Genomic DNA, 21,826 nt, shown 5'->3' with positions numbered 1-21,826 from the left:
GCTTCGGTGTCTCGCGGTGCGTGCGGTGCGCCGTCAGGCGGCGTCGATCAGCTTGCGCGCCTGGGCGATCCAGCCGTCGCGGTCGATGCGCCCGTTGAGCTTCAGCTCGGCGTCGAGCTTCCTGACATCGGCCGGCGTCATCGCGCTGACCTGCCAGTAATGGAAGATGCCGGCATCGTTCAGCTTCTTGTCGAGCTGCGGGCCGACGCCGCTGAGCTTGGTCAGGTCGTCGGGCGCGCCGCGCGGAGCGGAGAGAAGCTCGAAGGTCTCGGCGGGAACCTCCGGCGCCTCGTCGGCGGCCGGCTCGGCGGGGGCAGCCGGGAGCGTCTCCATGATCGGCTCCTCGGATTCGCCGAGATCGATTCCGGCATGGCCCTGGCTGCGGCCGATCCCGTCGATGGCCGCTCGGGCGACGAGGTCGCAATAGAGCGCGATGGCGCGGCCCGCATCGTCATTGGCCGGAACCGGGAAGGCGATACCCTCGGGATCGCAATTCGTGTCGACGATCGCGGCGACCGGAATGCCGAGGCGCTGCGCCTCCTTGATGGCGAGCTGCTCCTTGTTCGTGTCGATCACGAAGATCAGGTTCGGCAGGCCGCCCATGTCCTTGATGCCGCCGAGCGCCTTCTCCAGCTTCTCCTTCTCGCGGGAGAGCATCAGGCGCTCCTTCTTGGTCAGGCCCTGGCCGCCGGCCTCCAGCGTCTCGTCCACGGAGCGCAGGCGGTTGATCGAGCCGGAGATCGTCTTCCAGTTCGTCAGCATGCCGCCGAGCCAGCGGGAATTGACGTAATACTGGGCCGACCGCTTGGCGGCATCGGCCACGGCCTCGGACGCCTGGCGCTTGGTGCCGACGAAGAGCACGCGCCCGCCATTGGCGACCGTGTCGGACACGGCCTGAAGCGCCCGGTGCAGCATGGGCACCGTCTGAGCGAGGTCGATGATGTGGATGTTGTTGCGCGTGCCGAAGATGAAGGTCGACATCTTCGGGTTCCAGCGATGCGCCTGGTGGCCGAAATGCGAGCCGGCTTCCAGGAGCTGGCGCATGGTGAAATCAGGAAGGGCCATTGTCTCGAATCTCCGGTTATGCCGCCGCGGGGCGATGGTCCGGCGAGAGCCGGACACCGGGACGCCTCATTGAATCATGAGGCCAGCACCGCGTGTGGAATGCGCGGGCATATAGGCCATGTCAGCCAAACCAACAAGCCGGCCTCGGGAGGAAAGCGCACCTTCCCCGTCAGCGCGCATATTCCCAAGAGGTCGTGCCGTTCCTGTTGTCCTTCAGCACGATGCCCATGGCTTTCAGCTCGTCCCGGATCCGGTCGGATTCCGCCCAGTCCTTCGCGGCGCGCGCGACGAGCCGCCGGTCGATCAGGTCGGCGATCCGGGTCTCGTCCACCTGCGGCCGCCGCCGCTCGGACCGCTGGAAGCCGAAGGCGCGCAGGCTCGCGCCGAGCCGCGGCGCGTCGCCCGCCCGGTCGAGGCTGTGGAGCGCGGCGATGGCCTTGGGCGTGTTCAGGTCGTCGCAGAGCGCCTCGATCACGCTCGGCGCGAAATCGTCTCCCCCCGTCTCCAGGTCGTCCCTCTCGAGCCAGCCCGACAGCACCTTGTCGCTCTCCTCCAGCCCCCGGAGCGTCCAGTCGATCGGCTGGCGGTAATGCGAGCGCAGCATGTTGAAACGCACCACGGCGCCGGGCCAATCCTTCAGCACCTCGCGGATGGTGACGAAGTTGCCGAGGGATTTCGACATCTTCTCCCCCTCCACCTGGAGGAAACCGTTATGGAGCCAGACATTGGCCATGACCGGCGTGCCGAAGCAGCAGCGCGACTGGGCCACCTCGTTCTCGTGGTGAGGGAAGATGAGGTCGATGCCCCCGGCATGGATGTCGAAGGTCTCCCCCAGATGCTTCCATGACATGGCCGAGCACTCGATATGCCATCCGGGCCGTCCGGGCCGCTCGATCCCGCAGGGAGAGGGCCAGGCCGGCTGGTCGTCCCCGGAAGGCTTCCACAGGACGAAATCGAGCGGCGAGCGCTTGTAGGGCGCGACGTCGACGCGCGCTCCCGCCTCCATCTCGTCGAGGGGGCGCCCGGAGAGCGAGCCGTAATCGGGCATCGAGGGCACGTGGAACAGGACATGGTCCTCCGCCGCATAGGCGTGGCCCGCCTCCACGAGCCGCTCGATCAGCCGGCGCATCTCCTCGATGTGCTCCGTCGCACGCGGCTCGATCATGGCGATGCGGGCGCCGGGCCGGTTCACGTCGTCGGGCGTCAGCACGCCCAGGGCGGCGACGTCCTCGTGGAACTGCCGCTCCGTCGTCGCCGTGACGCGCGCGATGGCCTCGTTCAGCGGCAGGTCCGGGAAATCCCTGTGCGCACGCGCACTGATCTTGTCCTCGACGTCGGTGACATTGCGAACATAGGTCACGCTGTCGGGGCCGTAGATATGACGAAGCACCCGAAAAAGCAGATCGAACACGATCACCGGGCGTGCATTCCCAATATGTGCGAAATCGTAGACCGTAGGCCCGCAGACATACATCCGCACGTTGGCTGCATCGATCGGGGTGAAGACTTCCTTGGTCTTCGTGAGCGTATTGGTCAGGCACAGCATGGACGTATGTCTATCCTCGTGTCCTTGAGCGATCTCATGCAAATAGGCAACACCATGGCGCCAATCCGGCCCCGGGCGCCGCTCCGCGATTGCCCTCGCGAGTCCCATGGGTCAAGACGGCGGCCGATCCGCCGGGGCCTTCCCGCCGGCGGATCAACCAAGTCTGAAGGTTTTTACGCTTAAGCCTTTGTTGAAGCGCAGGCGATCGAATATCGCCGAGACGCGACGGTCGGGTCGAGGGGCAATTGATGAGACGAGGGTCGTTCGCAGTCCTGGGTGCCGCATTGGCCGCGCTTGGCCTTGCCGCCTCCGCGACGCTCATGCCCGCTTCCAGGTCGCAGGCCGCCGAGGGGCCGACCTTCGTGATCCCGCTCAATGACGGCTACGGGGTGGGAGAATGCGTCGATGGCGGCTCCAGCACCTGCGGCAAGGTCGTCGCCGATGCCTGGTGCGAGGCGCAGGGCTTCCGCCGTTCCGCCTCGGTAGGCCCCGCCGATGTCGAGACCACCGGATCGATCAGCCGGGCGCGGAGCCGCATCGCGGTGACCTGCGCTCCCTGAAACGGACCTGATCGCTCCGCCTCCGCCGCAAGGAGCGGAGCGGGCTATCCCTTGACCCATTCGGCGCAGCGGGGCGCCTCGCCGGCCGCCCCCCACGGCATGATGGGAACGCTGGAGGTCGAGTTCTTCGGCGAACCCTCCACGACCCTGTCCGAATAGACGAGATAAACCAGGACGTTGCGCTTCGTGTCGCAACCGCGCACGATCTGCATCGTCTTGAAGACGAGCGAGCGGCGCTCCCGGATCACGACGTCCCCCTGCTCGAACGCCCCCTTGAAGCGGATCGGACCGATCTGCCGGCAGGCGAGCGAGATGTCCGACAATTCCTCGGCGAGGCCGAGCCCTCCCTTGAGGCCGCCCCTTTCGGGGACGGTGTAGTGGCAGGCGACGCCCTCGACGAGCGGATCGTCGATCCCGTAGACCGCGAGCTTGTCGTTCGGCGTCAGCGGACGCCAGACGGTCGATTTCCTGAAGATCAGGTCGGGCTCCTGCGCCCGCGCCGGCACCGCGCCGGCGAGGAGAAACAGGACGGCAAAGGCGGCCGCCCGTCGGCTCCCGGCCATGCCGGCATGCGGAACAGGCGGCCTATTCCGCGGCGGAGGGAGCGGCAGCGGCGGCATCGCGCTTCTTCTCCGCCATCACCACGGCGATGATCGAGGCTTCGTAGAGCAGCAGGGTCGGCACCGCGAGCGCGAGCTGGCTGATGACGTCGGGCGGCGTCAGGACGGCCGCGATGACGAACACGATCACGATCGCGTAGCGGCGCTTTTCTTTCAGGAAGGCCGAGTCGATGAGCCCCGCCCGCGCCAGCAGCGTGAGAATCACCGGCAACTGGAAGCAGATGCCGAAGGCGAAGATCAGGGTCATGATCAACGAGAGATATTCGTCGACCTTGGGCAGGAACTGGATCTGCGCCTCGCCGGGGCCGACCCCGAGCTGCTGCATGCCCACGGAAAACCGCATCACCAAAGGCATGGCGATGAAATAGACCACCGCCGCCCCGATCGTGAACAGGATCGGGGTCGCGACGAGGAAGGGCATGAACGCCTCGCGCTCGTTCCGGTAGAGGCCCGGCGCGACGAACTTGTAGATCTGGGCGGCGATCACCGGAAAGGCGAGGAAGCCCGCCCCGAACACCGCCACCTGGATCTGGGTGAAGAGGTATTCGAGCGCGTGCGTGTAGATCATCGGCGCGTTCTGGGTGCCGACGGCCCAGAGATAGGGCTGCACGAGAATGTTGTAGATGTGCTTGGCGAAGGCGAAGCACACGAAGAACATGACGACGAAAGCCGCCAGCGCCTTGATCAGGCGCGCGCGCAGCTCGATCAGATGATCGATCAGGGGCGCGCGGGACGCCTCGATTTCCGCCTCGTCCTCTTCGGTCCTCATGCGTGCCTCTCCTCCGGCGCCTGTGGCGCGGGATCGGCCTTGCGCGGGTGCAGCAATTCTTCCGCCGGCAGGGGCGGCTGAACCTCGGGATTGATGAAGCCGGGATTGAGGGTGCCGGCATCGAGGGGGCCCGCGGATTCCTGGCCGGGCGGCTCGCCCGGGCCATATTCCGACCAGCCGGATTTTTCCTCGCGCACGGCGAGGGGAATCTCCGTGGCCGGCTCCGGCGTCGCGGGCAGATCGACCGCCGCCGGGGCGCCGGACGGGGTGCCTTCCACTGCCCCCTTCAGTTCATCCCGGATAGTCTGGATGGGATTGAAGCCGCTGACGCCCGAGGCGGTCGAGCCCACCTCGCGGCCGAACCCTTCCATCTCCTTCTTGATGTCCTCGAGATCGGCCTCGCGCATCGCCTCGGAGAACTGGGTCCGAAACTCGCCGGCGAGCCGGCGGACCTTGGCGGTCATCTGCCCGACAGTGCGAAGCGCCTTGGGAAGATCCTTGGGGCCGATCACGATCAGCGCGACGCCGCCGATCACCATGACCTCGCCCCAGCTCATGTCGAACATGACAAGGTCTCACCCGGCCGCGCGAAGCCCGGCCGGCATCGAAAGAAAGATGCACAGGCCGGTATCAGCCGAGCTTGCGGTCCGCAACGCTCGACGGCGTGGAGATGCCGGCATTGTCCTGGCGGTGCTCGATCGGGCGCGCGGCCTCGGGCGTGGCCGGAGGAGGGCTGGCGGGATCGTCCGCCATGCCTTTCTTGAATTCCTTGATGCCCTTGGCCATGTCGCCCATCAGCTCGGAAATCTTGCCGCGGCCGAAGAGCAGCATCACGATGACGCCGACGACCACCCAGTGCCAAATGCTCACGCCACCCATGGCGAACCTCCTGCGCGCGAGCGCGCCCGTGTCTCCGATTGGCCGCAAACTAGGGATGCGGCCCCCCGAAGACAAGGACGCGAACCGCCCCCGCGCCCTATTGTCCCGGCCCGTCCCGCACCGCGCGGGACGGAGGGCGCTGGATCATATCGCGGCACCCTCTGGCTGAAACGGCCCGCATATGCCGATATTTTCCGCATAAGCCGGGGGATATCGCCAAAAAACTGTTCATGCTGCCTAAATGTTGAGCTAGAACCGCGCGCCTACCCTCAAAATGGAATGCGCGTACCGTGGTTCATATGGATGAGAAGCTGGAGCCCATCTTCACCGAGGTTCTGCGTCGGAACGCGGGCGAGGGAGAGTTCCATCAGGCTGTCAAGGAAGTGCTCGAGAGCCTGGGCCGGGTCGTGGCCAAGCATCCGCGCTACGCCAACCACGCCCTGATCGAGAGACTCTGCGAGCCGGAGCGGCAGATCATCTTCCGCGTGCCGTGGGTGGACGACGAAGGCCAGGTGCGGATCAACCGCGGGTTCCGGGTGCAGTTCAATTCCGCGCTCGGTCCCTACAAGGGCGGCCTGCGCTTCCATCCGTCGGTGAATGTGGGAATCATCAAGTTCTTAGGGTTCGAGCAGACCTTCAAGAACGCGCTGACGGGCATGCCGATCGGCGGGGGCAAGGGTGGCTCCGACTTCAACCCGCGCGACCGCTCCGCAGCCGAGATCATGCGCTTCTGCCAGTCCTTCATGACCGAGCTGCACCGGCATCTGGGCGAACATGTCGACGTGCCGGCGGGCGATATCGGGGTCGGGGGCCGCGAGATCGGCTACATGTTCGGCCAGTACAAGCGGCTGACCAACCGCTACGAGGCGGGCGTCCTGACCGGCAAGGGACTGGCCTATGGCGGCTCGCGCGCCCGCACGGAGGCGACCGGCTACGGCGCGACCTATTTCGTGCAGAGCATGCTGAAGACGAAGAGCCAGTCCTTCGACGGGCGGCGGGTCGTCGTCTCCGGCTCGGGCAACGTCGCCATCTACGCAGTCGAGAAGATCGCCCAGTTCGGCGGCAAGGTGGTGGCCTGCTCCGATTCCAACGGCTACGTCCTCGACGAGGAGGGCATCGACCTCGATCTCCTCAAGGAGGTCAAGGAAGTCCGGCGCGAGCGCATTTCCGAATATGCCCGCCTCAAGGGCGCCGGGGCGCATTACATCGAAGGCGGGTCGATCTGGGACGTGCCTTGCGACGTCGCCATGCCGTCCGCGACGCAGAACGAACTGACCGGCAAGGATGCGCGAACCCTGGTCGGCAACGGCGTCGTGGCGGTCGGCGAGGGCGCCAACATGCCCTCCACGCCCGAGGCCGTGCACATCTTCCGGGAAGCCGGAATCCTGTTCGGTCCGGGCAAGGCGGCCAATGCGGGCGGCGTCGCGACCTCGGCGCTCGAGATGCAGCAGAACGCCTCGCGCGACAGCTGGAGTTTCGAGCAGACCGAGGCGCGCCTCGCCGCGGTCATGCGCAACATCCATGATATGTGCGCAGAGACCGCGAGCGAATATGGCGCACCCGGCGATTACGTCCTCGGGGCGAACATTGCTAGCTTTGTCCGTGTCGCCGAGGCTATGGAGGCGCTGGGGGTGATCTGAGGCACGGAGAGATTCGCATGGTCCGAACACCTCTATGCGGGGTGGCGCTGAGCTTCGTGCTCGCGGCGACGGGGGCGGCGGCTCAAAGCACGCCCGCCCTTCCCGCCATGCCGCCGCCGCCTTCCTTCGGGGACGCCGCGCCCGCCAAGGCCGGCACCTCGGTCAGGAAGGCCCGCAAGGCGAAAGGGGCGGCGAATGCGCGCGCGGCGTCGCCCACATCCGACCCAATGGCTTTCGAGCGTCCCAACAAGTTCGTCCCGGCGGAATTCGATGGTCCCCGCTCGGGCTCGGCCCGCGGCGGCGTCTCCCCGATGATGTCGGGGAGCGGCCGGCCCGGCATGGGCATGAAATTCTGAAGCAGGTGACGCGGGACCGAATCGGGCCTCTGTCATCCCCGGTGGCCCGAAGGGCCGGGAAGGAGATCCAGGAGGGCTCGCTTGCGGCTCTGGATCCCCTTCCCCTCCGCTTCGCTCCGGCCGGGGATGACAGCGGGGGTGGTCCCGCGACGGCTCAGCGTTGCTCGCGCCGAGCCAGGAAGGCGAGCTTCTCGAAGAGCGAGACATCCTGCTCGTTCTTGAGGAGAGCCCCGTGCAGAGGCGGGATGAGCTTGCGCGTGTCGCGCTCGCGCAGATGCTCCGGGCCGATCTCCTCCGACATCAGAAGCTTCAGCCAATCCAGAAGCTCGGAGGTGGAGGGCTTCTTCTTCAGCCCCGGCACCTCCCGCACCTCGAAGAAGATGCGCAAGGCCTCCTCGACCAGGCGCCGCTTGATGCCGGGATAATGGACCTCGACGATCCGGTTCATCGTCCCGGCGTCGGGGAAGCGGATATAGTGGAAGAAGCAGCGGCGCAGGAAGGCGTCCGGCAGGTCCTTCTCGTTGTTCGAGGTGATGACCACGATCGGGCGCCGCGCCGCCTTGATGGTCTCGCCCGTCTCGTAGACGTAGAACTCCATCCGGTCGAGTTCCAGCAGAAGGTCGTTCGGGAACTCGATATCGGCCTTGTCGATCTCGTCGATCAGCAGCACCGGCCGCGCCTCGGAGGCGAACGCCTCCCAGAGCTTGCCGCGGCGGATGTAGTTGCGAATGTCGCTCACGCGCGGATCGCCGAGCTGCGAATCGCGCAGCCGCGAGACGGCGTCGTATTCGTAGAGCCCCTGCGCCGCCTTCGTCGTCGACTTGATGTGCCAGGTCAGGAGCGGGGCCCCGACCGCCTTGGCGATCTCCTCGGCCAGCACCGTCTTGCCGGTGCCGGGCTCGCCCTTCACCAGGAGCGGCCGCTCGAGCACGATCGCCGCATTGACCGCGATCTTGAGATCGTCGGTCGCGACATAGGACTCGGTGCCTGTGAAACGCATGGGACCTCCGGGAATCTTTGTCTTGTAGGCATCCCCCAAACCAGGGACAAGGAAATGATACGGACATCGCAGAGTTGCATGGTCCGGCCTCGCCGGAGGTCGGCGAGAAAGGGGAGCAATGGCGGCGGCGAGCTTTGATGCGGGAGCCTACAAGGAAGCCATCCTGTTCCTGGGGACGGCGGGGATCGTCGTCCCGCTCTTCACCAAGCTCCGTCTCAGCCCGGTCCTGGGCTTCATCGGCGCGGGCGCGCTGCTCGGCCCGTTCGGGCTCGGGCGCCTCGTCGCGGACGTCCCCTGGCTGCGCTACGTCACGATCTCCCAGCGCGACGAGTTCGCCCATCTCGCGGAGCTGGGCGTCGTCTTCCTCCTGTTCACGATCGGGCTCGAATTGTCCTGGGAGCGCCTGCGGGTCCTGAGGCGGCTCGTCTTCGGCTTCGGCGCCGGCCAGGTGTTCCTCTCGACTGCGCTGCTCGCCGGCATCGCCATGGCCTTCGGCCAGTCCGCGAAGGCATCGCTGATCGCGGGCATCGCGCTGGCCTTGTCCTCGACAGCCATCGTCATCCCGATCCTCGCCGCGCAGCGGCGGCTGAATTCGCCGAGCGGCCGGGCCAGCTTCTCCATCCTGCTCTTCCAGGATCTCGCCGTCGCGCCGATTCTCTTCACGCTCGCCGCCCTCGGCGCGACGAAGCCCGGCAGCCTCCTGACGGATCTCCTCGCCGCGCTCGGCCAGGCAGCGGTGGCGATCGCCGTCATCTTCATCGTGGGGCGGCTGGCGCTCCGGCCGCTGTTCAGCCTCGTCGCGCAGACCGGAAGCTCCGAGCTGTTCATGGCGATGTCGTTCCTGACCGTGATCGCAGCAGCGTTCGCGGCGGGCGCGACGGGATTGTCCATGGCCCTCGGCGCCTTCCTCGCCGGCTTGCTGCTCGCGGAAACGGAATACAGGCGGGCGATCGAGGCCGTGGTCGATCCCTTCAAGGGGCTTCTCCTCGGCATCTTCTTCGTCTCGGTCGGCATGGGGCTGGACGTCACCGCCCTCCTGCGGGCGCCGGTCACGATCATCCTCGGCTCGACGGTGGTGGTCCTGGTCAAGGCGGGCGTGATCTTCGGGCTGTCGCGAATCTTCAAGCTGCCGATGCAGGTCGGGGTCGAGACGGGGATCCTGCTCGGACCGGGCGGCGAATTCGCCTTCGTCACGGTCGGCGTCGCCGTCGCCACGAATCTTCTCCCGGCGGATGTCGGCCAGACCATCCTCGTCATCACGACCGTGACGATGATCGCGATCCCGCTCCTCGCGCGGCTTGCGCGCCCGCTGGGCCAGCGCCTGGCGCGGCCGGCCGCCATCGCGCCGGCCGAGATGCCCGTGCAGGATGCCGATGCCAAGGGCCGTGTCATCCTGGCCGGGTTCGGCCGGGTCGGCCAGCTCGTCGCGGGGATGCTCGAGCGGCACAAGATCCCCTACCTCGCGATCGATGCGAATCCGGCGCTCGTCGCAGCCCAGCGCGGCATGGGAAAGCCGGTCTATTACGGCGATTCGGGGTCCATTCCCTTCCTGCATGCCTGCGGGATCGATACGGCGCGGGCGCTCGTGATCACGCTCGATTCGCCGGCCGCGATCCGCGGCGTGGTGGAGGCCGCACGACAGGAGCGCAAGGACATCACGATCGTCTCGCGCGCCCGCGACGCGCGTCATGCGATCGACCTCTACCGCCTCGGCGTGAACGACGCGGTCCCCGAGACGATCGAGGCGAGCCTGCAGCTCTCGGAGGCCGTCCTGGTCGATCTCGGCGTGGCGATGGGGCCGGTGATCGCCTCGATCCACGAGCGGCGCGACGAGTTCAGAAAGCTTCTGCTCGCAGGGTCCACCGGGGAGACGAAGGCGGAAGCCCCCGAGGGATCGCGCAGGCGCGGCGAGTTCCGCTCCCGCCGCACGGTGGGCAAGAAGCTGGCCTGAGCGTGCTCAGGCCGCCCGCGATTCGACGAGCGTGTCGAACATCGCCTTGCCGTCCGTGCCGCCGACGATCGGATCGACGAAATTCTCCGGGTGCGGCATGAGGCCGAGCACGTTCAGCTTGGGCGAATAGATGCCCGCGATCGAATTGATCGAGCCGTTGCGGTTGGCATCGGGCGTCACCTGCCCGTCCCGGTCGCAATACCGGAAGGCCACGAGTCCTTCGCCTTCCAGCCGCGCGAGGGTCTGCGCATCCGCCGTGTAGTTGCCCTCGCCATGAGCCACGCAGATATTGATGGCCTGCCCGCTCTCGTAATGGCGCGTGAAGTCGGTGTCGTCGCGCTCGACACGGACATATTGGCGGTGGCAGATGAAGCGCAGATTGGCGTTGCGCACGAGAATCCCGGGCAGAAGGCCGGATTCGCACAGGATCTGGAAGCCGTTGCAGATGCCGAGCACGAGCCCGCCGCGCGCCGCGTGGGCACGGACCGCACCCATGATCGGCGAGCGGGCGGCGATCGCCCCGCAGCGCAGGTAATCCCCATAGGAGAAGCCGCCCGGCAGGACCGCGAGATCGGTGCCCGCCGGCAACTCCTTGTCGCCGTGCCAAGCGGTGGTCACCTGCGCGCCGGAGCCCCGGAGGGCGCGCGCGACATCGCCGTCACGGTTCGAGCCGGGAAAGAGAACGACGGCGGCCCGCATCAGGCTTGCGCCTCTTTCGCTGCCTTGGCCGGAGCGCTTTCCTTCGCCGCGGCGGGAGCAGGCTCAGCCGCCTTGGCGGGGGGAGCCTCCAGCTCGATGCGGAAATTCTCGATGACCGTATTGGCGAGAAGCTTCTCGGAAGCCGCGCGCAAGGACGCCTCGGCGGCGGCCCGGTCGCCCTCCACCTCGATCTCGAAGAGCTTGCCCTGGCGCACGCTCCCGATCCCCTCGACGCCGAGGGACTTGAGCGCGCCCTCGATCGCCTTGCCCTGCGGATCGAGAACGCCCGTCTTCAGAGTCACCGTCACGCGCGCCTTCATGCTTCGCTCGCCTTGCACACGGCGCCTCTCTACTGCGAGCCCCGCATCTTGTCACCGCATCGCCGGGGCCGCCTTGTGGATGCGTGACCGCCTTACGGCGTGAACCAGTAGCGGGTCAGGTGGAAGAAGATCGGCGCCGCGAAACAAACCGAATCGAGCCGGTCCAGCACGCCGCCATGTCCCTCGATGGACGAGCCCCAGTCCTTGACGCCGATCGAGCGCTTCGCCGCCGAGAGCACGAGGCCGCCGAAGAAGCCCATGATCGCGATGACCGCCGAGAGGCCCATCGCCTGGAGCGGCGTGAACGGGGTCAGCCAATAGAGCCCCGTCCCGATCGCGATCGCGGCGAGGCCGCCGCCGACCAGTCCCTCGACGGTCTTCGAGGGGGAGACGAGCGGGGCGATCTTGATGCGGCCGAAGAGCTTGCCGAAGACGTATTGCATCACGTCGGACAACTGGACGACCACGATGAGATAGACGAGCAGGAGCGGAGACCTGCCCTCGAATCCGTCGATCCGCAGCACGAGAAGCGCCGGAGCGTGGCTGAGGCAATAGACGGCCAGCATCACGCCCCATTGGATGCGGGCCATGCGCAGCACGTAATCCTGGGTATCTCCCCGCACCACGCCGAGGATCGGCAGGAGGAGATAGGCGTAGACCGGAATCAGGATCGAGAAGAGGCCGTACCAGGCCCGCCCGATCAGAAGATATTGCGCGGGCAGGAAGAGATAGAAGGCCGCGAGCAGCGGCCAGTGGTCGGCGGGCTTCGTCGGCGTCAGCGAGAGGAATTCCCGCAGGGCGTAGAAGGACAGGAGGCCGAAGAGCACAATGGTCGCGGTCCAGCCGAGCGCGAGCGCCCCGGCGAGGATCGCCACCATCACCCACCAGGCACGGATGCGGGCATTGAGGTTCTCGACCGTCGCCCGCGCGCTTTCGCTCGTCGCCCGGCGGCCGAGCACCCAGCCGACCGCCGAGGCCAGGCTGAGGAAGACGAGGATGCCCGCGACGAGCAGGCGGAAATGCGGATCGTGGATCACCCGGCCAGCTCCGTCACGGCGGCCCGCGCCCGCTCCAGGAAAACCTGCTTCTCCTCCCCCTCCCCGAGCCGGATCGGCGCGCCGAAACGGGCCGTGCAGGCGATGGGCGCCGGGATGAAGGCGCCTTTCGGGAAGGCCCGCGACAGGTTCTCCAGATAGACCGGGATCAGCTCCGCCTCGGGGTGAGCGGCGGCGAGATTGTAGAGGCCCGACTTGAAGGGGCCCGGCAGGCGGTCCGGGCCGCGCGTCCCCTCGGGGAAGAGGATCAGCGAATGCCCCTCCCCCAGCGCGTCGTGGAGCGGCTTCAGGACGTCGTCCCTCGGCCCCTGCCCGCTGCGGTCGATGAGGATCGAGTTGAGGACGTCCACGCCGACCAGCCGGCGCAGGCGCCCCTTGCCCCAATAGTCGCGCGCGGCGACCGGATGCGTCACGGCGCGCAGGGGCTCGGGAAGCGCGAACCAGAGCACGATCGTGTCGAGATGGCTGCCGTGATTGGCGAAATAGATCCGCTGGCGGCTGCTCGGCACGCAGCCGACCCAGCGCGCATGGCCGCCGACGAGAAAGCGCGTCAGGCCGAGAATGACGGTGCCGATCACGGCCGGGCCTCGAGTTGGCGGGCGATCGCAAGGGTGCGTGTTCCGCAGGTCACGAGCGAGCCCAGGAAGACGGCCCACGAGGCCAGGAGGATCGCGATTCCGCTGCCCAGGGCCCATTGCTCCAGGCAGGCGAGCAGGCAGGCCAGGGTCAGGACCGCCATCCGATGCTGCTTCGCCATGGGCCCGCGGAAATCCTGCGCGAGGCCGAGCGCTCCGCCCGAGACGCGTACATAGGCCGTCAGCGCCGCCGCCAGCGCCCCTGCCCAGCCGAGCCAGGGCGTCCCCGCAGCATATCCCGCCGCGACGATGAGGAGGCTGTCGGCCACGCGGTCAGGGAATTCGTTGTAGAGCGCGCCGAGCGTCGAGGCGCGTCCGCCCTCGACCGCGACGAGCCCGTCCATGAGGTTGCAGACCAGCCGGAGCTGGATGCAGGCCGCCGCGGCCACGTAGAGGAGGGGCCGGTGGGGCGCGAGGGCGAGCGCCCAGGCGCCCAGGGCCGCGAAGGCGATCGAGAGGAGCGAGATCTGGTTCGGGGTGATGGGAGTCGCGAGGAGAAGACGCAGCAGATAGCGCGTCCACCCTGCCCCGCGCGCCGCGATCGGGCGGCGATCTGATTCAGCCATGGTGCCTCATATCGAGGCGCCCCCGGTACGGAACCCGCATTTCCGGGCGATGTCCGCTTCGTGTCGCGAGCCCGGCTCACGCTCAGAGCGGGATGTTGTCGTGCTTCTTGAGCGGCGTCTCGACCGTCTTCTCGCGCAGCATCGCGAGGGCGCGGGCGATGCGGCGGCGGGTCGAGTGAGGCATGATGACCTCGTCGATATAGCCGCGCTCGGCCGCGACGAAGGGAGAGAGGAAGCGGTCCTCGTATTCCTTGGTCTTCGCCGCGATGCCGGCCTCGTCGGAGCCGCGGAAGATGATCTCGACCGCGCCCTTGGCGCCCATGACGGCGATCTGGGCCGTCGGCCAGGCGTAGTTCACATCGCCCCCGATATGCTTCGAGGCCATGACGTCGTAGGCGCCCCCGAACGCCTTGCGGGTGATGACGGTGACGAGCGGCACGGTCGCCTCCGAATAGGCGAAGAGCAGCTTGGCGCCGTGCTTGATGAGGCCGCCATATTCCTGCGAGGTGCCGGGAAGGAAGCCGGGCACGTCCTCGAAGGTGACGATCGGGATCTCGAAGGCGTCGCAGAAGCGCACGAAGCGCGCGCCCTTGCGGGAGGCGTCCGAATCGAGGACGCCCGCGAGAACCATGGGCTGGTTCGCGACGACCCCGACCGTCCGCCCCTCGATCCGGGCGAAGCCGGTGATGATGTTCCGGGCGAAGGCTTCCTGGATCTCGAAGAAGTCGCCCTCGTCGACGACCTTCGAGATCAGTTCCCTCATGTCGTAGGGCTTGTTCGGATTGTCCGGGACGAGCGTGTCGAGCGATTCGTCGTCGCGGTTCGGGTCGTCGAAGCTGTCCCATTCGGGGGCGCCCGAGACATTGCTGGACGGCAAGAAATCGACGAGGCGCCGGACCTGGAGCAGCGCCTCGACGTCGTGGTCATAGGCGCCGTCGGCGATCGAGGATTTCGCCGTATGGACCTTGGCCCCGCCCAATTCCTCGGCGGTGACGATCTCGTTCGTGACCGTCTTCACGACGTCCGGACCGGTCACGAACATGTAGGACGTGTCGCGGACCATGAAGATGAAGTCGGTCATGGCCGGCGAATAGACGTCGCCGCCCGCGCAGGGGCCCATGATGACGGAGATCTGCGGGATCACGCCCGAGGCGATGACGTTGCGCTTGAACACCTCGCCATAGCCGCCGAGCGCCGCGACGCCCTCCTGGATGCGCGCCCCACCCGCATCGAAGAGGCCGATGACGGGCGCGCGCGCCTTGAGCGCCATGTCCTGGATCTTGGTGATCTTGCGCGCATGAGCCTCCGACAGCGAGCCGCCGAAGACGGTGAAGTCCTTCGAGAAGACGAAGACGGTGCGGCCGTTGATCGTACCCCAGCCGGTCACGACGCCGTCGCCCGGGATCTTCACCTTCTCCATGCCGAAATCCGAGCAATTATGCTCGACGAACATGTCGTATTCCTCGAACGAGCCGTGATCGAGGAGCAATTCGAGCCGCTCGCGGGCGGTCAGCTTGCCGCGCTTGTGCTGGGCCTCGATCCGCTTCTCGCCTCCGCCGAGGCGCGCGCTCTCGCGCCGTTTCGCCAGAAGCCCGAGCATGTCCTTCATGGTGGTTCCGTCCACTGCGTCGGGAGCCGCGTATCACGATGCGCGGCAAGGGCAAATGCTCACTCCGTCGAGAGGGCCAGGATACGCGACGCCGCCAGGAACTCGGCCTCCCGCCGGGATCGCCGCTCGGCCGCCTCCGCATCGAGCCCCCAGAGGATTTCCTGGAAGAATTCGTCGACATGCGCCGCCCGCCAGGCCGCTTCCGCCGAGATTGCCCCCGCCTCATGCATGAGGGCCAGCAGGACGGAGCCGGACAGCGTCGTCATCACGTGGAGGGCCGCCAGCCGGAAGGGCGAGGTCTCGCCTTCCAGCGCGGCACTGACGCGGGCGAGCGAAGTCTCGGGCTGGGCGACGAAGGTCACGCCCTCGCTCAGCACGAAGCGGGCGCCGAGGCTCTCCCGCGCCCAGTCGAGCACGGGGTCCCAGGCTTCGGCCTGCGCCCGGACGAGACCTTCGGGGGCATCGGCCCGGTACATGACGAGGTCCGAGCCCGCATAGCGCGCAAGTTCGGCCCGCACCGCCGCCATGTCCCGCGCCACGCCGTCGATGGCGGAATTGGCGAAGCGGGTCAGCGGCATGGAGGACGGATCGATCGTCTCGCCCTGAGCGGCCCATTCCGCCGCGACGGCCTCGCCGAGCGCCCTCGTCGGCAGCGCGAGCGGGTTTTTCGCGGGCGTGCGGGCGGGGCGCCCGTCGAGCATCAGGACATGGCCGTCCAGCCCGGCCTCCGCCTTGGCCTCGCGATAGAAGCGCTTCGGCTTCGCGACCGGCTCACGCATGGGCCGTAGCCTGCGACGGCGCGGCCCCGCGCGGGCCGATCAGCGGGTGAAGCTCGCCGATGGAGGAGATCACCGATTCCGCTCCCGCCTCCCGGAGCGCCGGAACGGGATGATAGCCCCAGGTCACGCCGATCGGCCGCACGCCGGCCGCGCGCGCCATGCTCATGTCGAAGGTCGTGTCGCCGAGCATCGTCGTCCGGTCCGGGGAGAGGCCGGTCTCCGCCATCGCCTGGAGCAGCATTCCGGGATCGGGCTTGGAGGGAGCGTCGTCGGCGGTCTGGATGGTCGAGAAGATCCCGCCCCAGCCGTGGCGCTCGACGAGATAGGAGACGCCGCGCCGCGACTTGCCGGTGGCGATGCCGAGAAGGATGTCGTCCCGGCGCGAGAGATCGGCGATCATCTCCTCGATGCCGGGAAAGAGCGGCTCATGCCAGGCCGGATCCCGCCGCAGGTCCTGGAAGGCGAGCTTGTATTCCTCCGCCAGCCGCCCGACCGGACCGGCCGGGCCGACGAGGACCGTGAACGCCTCGATCAGCGACAACCCCACGATCGAGAGGGAACGCTCGCGCGTCGGAGCAGGAAGGCCGCAGGCCGCGAAGGCGCGGGCCTGCGCCTCGACGATCAGCGCCTGGCTGTCGACGAGGGTACCGTCGACATCGAGAACGAGAAGCTGCACGGGCGGATGTCCGGAGGTCGGGCTCATGCCTCAGGCGCGTCCTCGATGGGATCGAAACGCGAGAGGTCGAAGCCGAGGAGGTTGAAAGTCTGCTGCATATGGGGCGGCAGCGGCGCGGTCACATCCAGCGGTCGCCCCGTCCGCGGATGCGGGACGACGATGCGGCGGGCCAGAAGATGAAGCCGGTTCTGGATGCCCCCCGGCAATTCCCAGTTCTCGACGCTGAAATATTTCGGATCGCCGATGATCGGATGGCCGATATGCGCCGCGTGCGCACGGAGCTGGTGCGTCCGGCCGGTCACCGGCTTCAGCGACATCCAGGCGAGCTTCTGCGCGGCCTGGTCGATGACGGCATAGTAGGTCAGGGCGTGGCTCGCGCCCTCGTCGCCGTGCCGCGCCACCTCCATGCGGGTTTCGTTCTCCCCGCTCTCGCCGCGGGCGAGATAGGTGGAGACGCGGCCCTGGCGCACCCGCGGCACGCCCGCGACCACGGCCCAGTAGATCTTGCGCGTCGCGCGCGAGCGGAAGGATTTCGCGAGAGCCGCCGCCGCGAAGCGGGTCTTGGCGATGACGAGGCAGCCGGCCGTATCCTTGTCGAGCCGGTGGACGAGGCGCGGCTTCTGCCCGTCGCGGCTGCGAAGCGCCTCCAGCAGGCCATCGACGTGCCGCGTCATGCCCGAGCCGCCCTGCACCGCAAGGCCGAAGGGCTTGTTGATCACGAGGACGTCGTCATCCTCGAACAAGGCGAGCGAGCGCAGGAAGGCGGCATCGGCCTCGCTCGCCTCGGGCGCGCGCTCGGGCCTCCCTTCGAGCCGCAGCGGCGGCACCCGGATGCCCCAGCCGGTCTCGAGGCGGTCGGACGGCTTCGCCCGGTGGCCGCTCACCCGCACCTCGCCCTTGCGGACGATGCGCTGGATATGCGTCTGGGCGAGGCCGGGAAACCGGGCCTGGAGAAAGCGGTCGAGCCGCATCCCGGCCTCGTCCGGCTCGACCGAGAGGATCTGGACGGCGGCCGGCAGGGCCGGCGCGGCGAGGCTTTCCGATTCGGCGCGCGAAGGACGCGCCGCCGGGGCGGCCTTCGGCGGCCGCGCCGCTATGGCCGAGGGTGGCCTGCGGGGCTTCGCCGCCGGCCTCGGCGCGGAGCGTCCGGGCTTGCCGCCCTGCCGGTCGCGCGGGCTCATGCGAGGCTTCCCGTCGATGAAAGGCCCGCGGGCGGCTTGCCGCTTCCGGCGCCGGGAAGGACGATGAAGGTCGCCTGCATGGCCGTCCTGTAGCAGGATGTCGACGGCGGGCGAAAGCGGAGTATCCTGCGCGCGGGAGGTATCGCATGAGCGAGACGGTGACTGGTGCGATTCTCTCGTCCACGACTGGGGGAGGCCGCTCATGAGCGGGGAGGACCTTGCCGTCCTGGCCGGGCTGAATGCCGACTACGTGGCGGCCGTGCAGAATGGCGACGTGCAGCGCTTCGAGCTGCTCCTCTCCGAGGATTTCCGCTGCTCGAACCCGGACGGCTCGATCGTCGACAAGAAGGGCTTCCTGGCCCAGACCGCCCTCCCCGTCACGATACGGGGCCTCGAGGCCCATCAGGTCGAGATCCGCCTTTTCGGCGACGTCGCCGTCATCCACGCCCGGACGGAATACCGCACCTCCCACGGCGAGCCCCGCCACGGGCGCTATACGGATGTATGGGCGAAGCAGGACGGCGCATGGCGCTGCGTCGCGGCGCATGTGACGCGCTGAGCCGGCGCCGGACATCTCTTAATCGAATCTCAACGATCTTGGCGCGTTTTTAGGTCTCGTGCCGAGGAGAGCCGGATTTGTATCGGCTTTCCGGCTCCTGTGTTGCGTATTGGAGTCACGCTTTGGCGAGACCGATCAAGGGCGCGCCCACCGCGGCGGCGGCTGCCCTCGCCCTGTCCGTGGGCGCCTGCGGCCACAACCCCTTCACCACCGCGTCGTGGCAGACGCGCCATTCGCTGAGCGAGCGCGAATGCCTGGCGCGCGCCATGTATTTCGAATCCAACCGCTCCAGCGAGGACGGCATGACCGCCGTCGGCACCGTGGTGATGAACCGCCTGCAATCGGGCCGCTATCCGAAGACAGTGTGCGGCGTGGTCGGCCAGCACAACCAGTTCGCCGACGGCGCGCTCTCGAAGCCCGTGAGCGGCCGTTCCTGGGCTCTCGCCCTGGCAAGGGCGGATGCCGTGCTCGCCGGCGAGCGCCACGCCAAGGTCGGCGCGGCCATGCATTTCCATACGGCCGGCTATACCTTCCCCTACCGCAACATGGCCTATGTCGTGGCGGCGGGCGGCAACGTCTTCTACGAGAAGCGGACGCCGGGCACCTTCACGCCCGTCAACCCGAACATCCTCGTCGCGCAGGCGGAGCGCGCACGGCGGCGGCCTTCCGACGCCATCTTCCTCGCGCAGGCCGAGCAGGCCGCGCCCTCCAGGCATGCGATCGAGCGTCCGGTGCGCCGCCCCGAGGCGCGGGTGCAGCTCGCCAGCCTCGAGGAGCGCGAGCCCCGTCCGGCCGCCCACGGGTCGCGGGCCGCCCATCGGGTCGCGCTTCTGCGCCCGGAGGAGATGCCGCGCATCCGCAGCAAGCCGGAGCGCATCCGCCTCGCCCATCTCGACGACGAGGACCTGCCCAAGGTCGCGCGCCAGCGCAGCGATGCGATGCCCTCAGGCCGCCTCGGCGGCATGGCCCTCCCCTACAAGGCCGGAAGGGAAGAGGTCGAGCCGCCCAGGAAGGGCCATTCGGCCGCGGCCCCGCATCCGGGAACGCCCAAGGTCGGCGGCGCCGGGAGCGCCCCGCGCCTCGCCGCGAAAGTCGAGCCCGCGCGGGGCGTCGCTCAAAGGCCCGCTCCGGGCGCCCCCAAGGCTCTCGCCGAGAAACCCAAAGCGGCCACCGGGGAGCCCCTGCCCTATCGCGTCGCACAGGCGAAGCCTGCCGATGCCGCAAAGCTGGGCTGGAAGCGCGGGCCCGAACCCGCTCCGACCACCGACAGAAACAAAGCGAAGAACCACCGCTCGCCGTCCGGGCGGGAGCACTGAGCCGAAAATGTCGCGCCGCCAAGTCGAGCGCACTGAAAACTTGGCTTCGTCTTACGAGAAGACTTGCCGCGCGCGCGGCCCCGTGCCCTATTTCCCGGCCGGACGGGAGTGCGACGCGTGGCCCATGCGGGGATTTTGTCTCAAGATGACGCGCCGTCGCATGGCGGGCATCGTCATTCGCTTCCCGCCGCCTCGCTGAGCGCGCTCGGGATCGTCTACGGCGATATCGGAACGAGCCCCCTCTACGCCCTGAAGGAGGCGGCGAGGGCGGCGAGCGCAGGCTCCGTGCTGACGCCCGAGGCGGTCGTCGGCTGCGTCTCGATGATCCTGTGGGCGCTGATCCTCGTCATCTCGGTCAAATACGCGGCCCTGATCCTGCGCGCCGACAACCGGGGGGAAGGCGGCATCATGGCGATGCTGGCCCTGCTCAAGGCGCGCCACGCGAAACCCGGCAGCTGGCGATCCTATGCCCTCGTGGGAGGATTGGTGGGCGCCGCTCTTCTCTACGGGGACGGCACCATCACGCCCGCGATCTCGGTGCTCAGCGCCGTCGAGGGCCTGAAGGTCGATGCTCCGATTCTCGAGCCGGCCGTCGTGCCGCTGACCGCGGCGATCCTCCTTTGCGTCTTCCTGGTCCAGCGCAAGGGAACGGGCTTCATCGGCAAGCTGTTCGGGCCGATCATGCTCCTGTGGTTCATCTCCCTCGCCCTTCTGGGCTTACGGGGAATCGTGATGGCGCCGCAGATTCTCGGCGCCATCAATCCGTTCAAGGCCCTGTATTTCATCACCCACACCGCGCCCATGGTGGGGTTCGCGGTCCTCGGCGCGACCTTCCTCGCCGTGACCGGCGGCGAGGCGATGTATGCGGATATGGGCCATTTCGGCCCCGTCCCGATCCGCGCCGCCTGGTTCACCGTCGTGCTGCCGGCCCTGATGCTGAATTACTTCGGCCAGGGCGGCCTGCTGCTGGTCGAGCCCGGGGCGGCCGACCATCCCTTCTACCAGCTCGCCCCCGACTGGGCCCATTACCCCATGGTCTTCTTCGCCACGGCGGCGACCGTCATCGCCGCGCAGGCGGTGATCACGGGGGCCTTCTCCCTGACGCAGCAGGCGACGCAGCTCGGGCTGTTCCCCTCCGTCCACATCCGCCACACCGCCGACGACCAGAAGGGGCAGATCTACATCCCGATCGTGAACTGGATGCTCTGCTTCGCGACCATGACCTCCGTCTTCATGTTCCGCTCCTCGGACGCGCTGGCCGGCGCCTACGGCATCGCCGTCTCGGCGCTGATGGCCATCACGACGGCGCTCGCGGCGCTGATCGCGGTCAAGTGGGGCTACAACCCGATCCTCGTCGCCGCCGTGAACGGATTCTTCCTCCTGATCGACCTCTCCTTCTTCTCGGCGAACCTGCCAAAGCTGCACGAGGGCGGCTGGTATCCACTGGTCCTGGCGCTGGTCCTGACGGTGATCATGCTGACCTGGCGGCAGGGGCTCGTGCTGGTCGAGGCTGCCCGGGGCAGGCAGCGCGAGCAGGAAAAGACCTTTCTCCACATGCTGGCGACGAAGCCGCCGATGCGGCTGCCCGGAACCGCCGCCTTCCTGGCCTCCACCTCGCGGGGCCTGCCACTCTCGCTGACCCATTTCGTGCGCCACAATCACGCGCTGCACCAGAACATCCTGATCGTGACCGGAAAGCTGGAGGAAGTTCCGCGCGTGTCCGACGACGATCGCATGCAGGTGATTGAGCTGACGCAGGGCGTGCGCCGCGTGATCCTCCATTTCGGCTTCATGGAGATGCCGCGAATCCACGACGGCCTGCGCTGCGGAGTGGAGCGCGGGCTCCTCCCCAACGTCGATCTCGACGAATTGTCCTATTATATCGGTCGCGAGACCGTCATTCCTCGCGAGGAGATCGAGGGAATGGCGGTGTGGCGCGAGTCGCTCTTCTCCTTCATGCAGCGCAACGCGGAACGCTCCGCCGCCTATTTCCACATCCCGGCCACGCAGGTGGTGGAGGTCGGCGTCGAGATCGAGATCTGATC

At 67.9% G+C, this 21,826-nt stretch carries 21 protein-coding genes and 2 pseudogenes; 7 read left to right on the top strand and 16 right to left on the bottom strand.

What is annotated here, in order from left to right; genetic code table 11:
• Positions 1 to 33: 33 nt before the first annotated feature.
• Both PKD06_RS02705 and cysS read right to left on the bottom strand, forming a co-directional pair.
• A complete protein-coding gene (locus PKD06_RS02705; protein WP_324377452.1) occupies positions 34 to 1,065 on the bottom strand; it encodes a 30S ribosomal protein S2 in 1,032 nt (343 codons plus the stop codon).
• Positions 1,066 to 1,234: 169 nt separating this feature from the next.
• Positions 1,235 to 2,611, bottom strand: a complete 1,377-nt coding sequence (gene cysS / locus PKD06_RS02700) for a cysteine--tRNA ligase (protein ID WP_324377451.1) — start codon at positions 2,609 to 2,611, stop codon at positions 1,235 to 1,237.
• A 320-nt stretch (positions 2,612 to 2,931) separates the two neighbouring features.
• Here cysS and PKD06_RS02695 point away from each other — a divergent pair, with 320 nt between their 5' ends.
• Positions 2,932 to 3,171, top strand: a complete 240-nt coding sequence (locus tag PKD06_RS02695) for a hypothetical protein (RefSeq protein WP_324377450.1) — start codon at positions 2,932 to 2,934, stop codon at positions 3,169 to 3,171.
• 44 nt (positions 3,172 to 3,215) lie between these two features.
• Here PKD06_RS02695 and PKD06_RS02690 read toward each other — a convergent pair whose 3' ends face one another.
• From PKD06_RS02690 to PKD06_RS02675, 4 genes are all read right to left on the bottom strand, one after another.
• On the bottom strand, positions 3,216 to 3,734 hold the full coding sequence (locus PKD06_RS02690; protein WP_324377449.1) for a CreA family protein: 519 nt from the start codon (positions 3,732 to 3,734) through the stop codon (positions 3,216 to 3,218).
• Between the two features lie 22 nt (positions 3,735 to 3,756).
• Positions 3,757 to 4,560, bottom strand: coding sequence for a twin-arginine translocase subunit TatC (gene tatC, locus PKD06_RS02685; RefSeq protein WP_324377448.1), 804 nt, complete (start codon positions 4,558 to 4,560; stop codon positions 3,757 to 3,759).
• A complete protein-coding gene (gene tatB / locus PKD06_RS02680; protein WP_324377447.1) occupies positions 4,557 to 5,126 on the bottom strand; it encodes a Sec-independent protein translocase protein TatB in 570 nt (189 codons plus the stop codon). Before tatB ends, tatC begins: the two co-directional genes overlap by 4 nt.
• A 64-nt stretch (positions 5,127 to 5,190) precedes the next feature.
• Positions 5,191 to 5,439, bottom strand: a complete 249-nt coding sequence (locus PKD06_RS02675) for a twin-arginine translocase TatA/TatE family subunit (protein WP_324377446.1) — start codon at positions 5,437 to 5,439, stop codon at positions 5,191 to 5,193.
• Positions 5,440 to 5,738: 299 nt separating this feature from the next.
• On the opposite strand from PKD06_RS02675, the gene gdhA reads away from it, so the two are divergent.
• Both gdhA and PKD06_RS02665 read left to right on the top strand, forming a co-directional pair.
• Positions 5,739 to 7,079: an NADP-specific glutamate dehydrogenase gene (gene gdhA / locus PKD06_RS02670; RefSeq protein ID WP_324377482.1), complete on the top strand. Its 1,341-nt coding sequence runs from the start codon at positions 5,739 to 5,741 to the stop codon at positions 7,077 to 7,079.
• A 17-nt stretch (positions 7,080 to 7,096) separates the two neighbouring features.
• Positions 7,097 to 7,435 (top strand): hypothetical protein, encoded by a 339-nt coding sequence (locus PKD06_RS02665; protein ID WP_324377445.1) that lies wholly within the window; start codon positions 7,097 to 7,099, stop codon positions 7,433 to 7,435.
• A gap of 154 nt (positions 7,436 to 7,589) precedes the next feature.
• On the opposite strand, the gene PKD06_RS02660 is transcribed toward PKD06_RS02665, so the two are convergent.
• Complete coding sequence (locus PKD06_RS02660; protein WP_324377444.1) at positions 7,590 to 8,435, bottom strand: MoxR family ATPase; 846 nt, start codon at positions 8,433 to 8,435, stop codon at positions 7,590 to 7,592.
• A 118-nt stretch (positions 8,436 to 8,553) separates the two neighbouring features.
• Here PKD06_RS02660 and PKD06_RS02655 point away from each other — a divergent pair, with 118 nt between their 5' ends.
• Positions 8,554 to 10,386, top strand: a complete 1,833-nt coding sequence (locus PKD06_RS02655) for a cation:proton antiporter (protein WP_324377443.1) — start codon at positions 8,554 to 8,556, stop codon at positions 10,384 to 10,386.
• 6 nt (positions 10,387 to 10,392) lie between these two features.
• Here the strand turns inward: PKD06_RS02655 and purQ are convergent, their stop codons facing one another.
• From purQ to PKD06_RS02610, 9 genes and pseudogenes are all read right to left on the bottom strand, one after another.
• Positions 10,393 to 11,085 (bottom strand): phosphoribosylformylglycinamidine synthase subunit PurQ, encoded by a 693-nt coding sequence (gene purQ, locus PKD06_RS02650; protein ID WP_324377442.1) that lies wholly within the window; start codon positions 11,083 to 11,085, stop codon positions 10,393 to 10,395.
• Between the two features lie 89 nt (positions 11,086 to 11,174).
• A pseudogene (gene purS, locus PKD06_RS02645) lies at positions 11,175 to 11,405 on the bottom strand (phosphoribosylformylglycinamidine synthase subunit PurS); the annotation flags it as partial.
• A 92-nt stretch (positions 11,406 to 11,497) separates the two neighbouring features.
• Positions 11,498 to 12,442 carry a phosphatidate cytidylyltransferase gene (locus tag PKD06_RS02640; protein ID WP_324377441.1) on the bottom strand — a complete coding sequence of 315 codons (945 nt, stop codon included), beginning with the start codon at positions 12,440 to 12,442 and terminating at the stop codon, positions 11,498 to 11,500.
• Complete coding sequence (locus PKD06_RS02635; RefSeq protein ID WP_324377440.1) at positions 12,439 to 13,038, bottom strand: lysophospholipid acyltransferase family protein; 600 nt, start codon at positions 13,036 to 13,038, stop codon at positions 12,439 to 12,441. Before PKD06_RS02635 ends, PKD06_RS02640 begins: the two co-directional genes overlap by 4 nt.
• Complete coding sequence (locus tag PKD06_RS02630; protein ID WP_324377439.1) at positions 13,035 to 13,661, bottom strand: CDP-alcohol phosphatidyltransferase family protein; 627 nt, start codon at positions 13,659 to 13,661, stop codon at positions 13,035 to 13,037. Before PKD06_RS02630 ends, PKD06_RS02635 begins: the two co-directional genes overlap by 4 nt.
• Before the next feature lie 82 nt (positions 13,662 to 13,743).
• Positions 13,744 to 15,270 (bottom strand): acyl-CoA carboxylase subunit beta, encoded by a 1,527-nt coding sequence (locus tag PKD06_RS02625; RefSeq protein ID WP_324377438.1) that lies wholly within the window; start codon positions 15,268 to 15,270, stop codon positions 13,744 to 13,746.
• Between the two features lie 59 nt (positions 15,271 to 15,329).
• Positions 15,330 to 16,049: an ATP12 family protein gene (locus tag PKD06_RS02620; RefSeq protein ID WP_324377437.1), complete on the bottom strand. Its 720-nt coding sequence runs from the start codon at positions 16,047 to 16,049 to the stop codon at positions 15,330 to 15,332.
• Positions 16,042 to 16,752, bottom strand: a complete 711-nt coding sequence (locus PKD06_RS02615; RefSeq protein WP_324377436.1) for an HAD-IA family hydrolase — start codon at positions 16,750 to 16,752, stop codon at positions 16,042 to 16,044. The genes PKD06_RS02620 and PKD06_RS02615 overlap by 8 nt, the downstream gene beginning before the upstream one ends.
• Positions 16,749 to 17,906 (bottom strand): RluA family pseudouridine synthase, encoded by a 1,158-nt coding sequence (locus PKD06_RS02610; RefSeq protein WP_324377435.1) that lies wholly within the window; start codon positions 17,904 to 17,906, stop codon positions 16,749 to 16,751. Before PKD06_RS02610 ends, PKD06_RS02615 begins: the two co-directional genes overlap by 4 nt.
• A gap of 202 nt (positions 17,907 to 18,108) precedes the next feature.
• Here PKD06_RS02610 and PKD06_RS02605 point away from each other — a divergent pair, with 202 nt between their 5' ends.
• The 3 genes and pseudogenes from PKD06_RS02605 (at position 18,109) to PKD06_RS02595 (ending at position 21,824) form a co-directional block, all read left to right on the top strand.
• Positions 18,109 to 18,465, top strand: a complete 357-nt coding sequence (locus tag PKD06_RS02605) for a nuclear transport factor 2 family protein (RefSeq protein WP_324377434.1) — start codon at positions 18,109 to 18,111, stop codon at positions 18,463 to 18,465.
• 179 nt (positions 18,466 to 18,644) lie between these two features.
• A pseudogene (locus tag PKD06_RS02600) lies at positions 18,645 to 19,058 on the top strand (cell wall hydrolase); the annotation flags it as partial.
• Positions 19,059 to 19,916: 858 nt separating this feature from the next.
• Positions 19,917 to 21,824, top strand: a complete 1,908-nt coding sequence (locus PKD06_RS02595) for a potassium transporter Kup (protein ID WP_324377433.1) — start codon at positions 19,917 to 19,919, stop codon at positions 21,822 to 21,824.
• The last annotated feature ends 2 nt before the right edge of the window (positions 21,825 to 21,826 follow it).

Origin of the sequence: Enterovirga sp. (assembly GCF_035325185.1) — a bacterium.
Lineage (GTDB): Bacteria > Pseudomonadota > Alphaproteobacteria > Rhizobiales > Beijerinckiaceae > Enterovirga.
Note: the sequence above shows the minus strand (reverse complement) of the source record. Positions and strands in the feature narration are given on the sequence as shown.

Coding starts and splice junctions, on each gene's coding strand:
- PKD06_RS02705 (WP_324377452.1), bottom strand. CDS start 1,065: ATGGCCCTTCCTGATTTCACCATGCGCCAGCTCCTGGAAGCCGGCTCG.
- cysS (WP_324377451.1), bottom strand. CDS start 2,611: ATGCTGTGCCTGACCAATACGCTCACGAAGACCAAGGAAGTCTTCACC.
- PKD06_RS02695 (WP_324377450.1), top strand. CDS start 2,932: ATGCCCGCTTCCAGGTCGCAGGCCGCCGAGGGGCCGACCTTCGTGATC.
- PKD06_RS02690 (WP_324377449.1), bottom strand. CDS start 3,734: ATGGCCGGGAGCCGACGGGCGGCCGCCTTTGCCGTCCTGTTTCTCCTC.
- tatC (WP_324377448.1), bottom strand. CDS start 4,560: ATGAGGACCGAAGAGGACGAGGCGGAAATCGAGGCGTCCCGCGCGCCC.
- tatB (WP_324377447.1), bottom strand. CDS start 5,126: ATGTTCGACATGAGCTGGGGCGAGGTCATGGTGATCGGCGGCGTCGCG.
- PKD06_RS02675 (WP_324377446.1), bottom strand. CDS start 5,439: ATGGGTGGCGTGAGCATTTGGCACTGGGTGGTCGTCGGCGTCATCGTG.
- gdhA (WP_324377482.1), top strand. CDS start 5,739: ATGGATGAGAAGCTGGAGCCCATCTTCACCGAGGTTCTGCGTCGGAAC.
- PKD06_RS02665 (WP_324377445.1), top strand. CDS start 7,097: ATGGTCCGAACACCTCTATGCGGGGTGGCGCTGAGCTTCGTGCTCGCG.
- PKD06_RS02660 (WP_324377444.1), bottom strand. CDS start 8,435: ATGCGTTTCACAGGCACCGAGTCCTATGTCGCGACCGACGATCTCAAG.
- PKD06_RS02655 (WP_324377443.1), top strand. CDS start 8,554: ATGGCGGCGGCGAGCTTTGATGCGGGAGCCTACAAGGAAGCCATCCTG.
- purQ (WP_324377442.1), bottom strand. CDS start 11,085: ATGCGGGCCGCCGTCGTTCTCTTTCCCGGCTCGAACCGTGACGGCGAT.
- PKD06_RS02630 (WP_324377439.1), bottom strand. CDS start 13,661: ATGGCTGAATCAGATCGCCGCCCGATCGCGGCGCGCGGGGCAGGGTGG.
- PKD06_RS02625 (WP_324377438.1), bottom strand. CDS start 15,270: ATGAAGGACATGCTCGGGCTTCTGGCGAAACGGCGCGAGAGCGCGCGC.
- PKD06_RS02620 (WP_324377437.1), bottom strand. CDS start 16,049: ATGCGTGAGCCGGTCGCGAAGCCGAAGCGCTTCTATCGCGAGGCCAAG.
- PKD06_RS02615 (WP_324377436.1), bottom strand. CDS start 16,752: ATGAGCCCGACCTCCGGACATCCGCCCGTGCAGCTTCTCGTTCTCGAT.
- PKD06_RS02610 (WP_324377435.1), bottom strand. CDS start 17,906: ATGAGCCCGCGCGACCGGCAGGGCGGCAAGCCCGGACGCTCCGCGCCG.
- PKD06_RS02605 (WP_324377434.1), top strand. CDS start 18,109: ATGAGCGGGGAGGACCTTGCCGTCCTGGCCGGGCTGAATGCCGACTAC.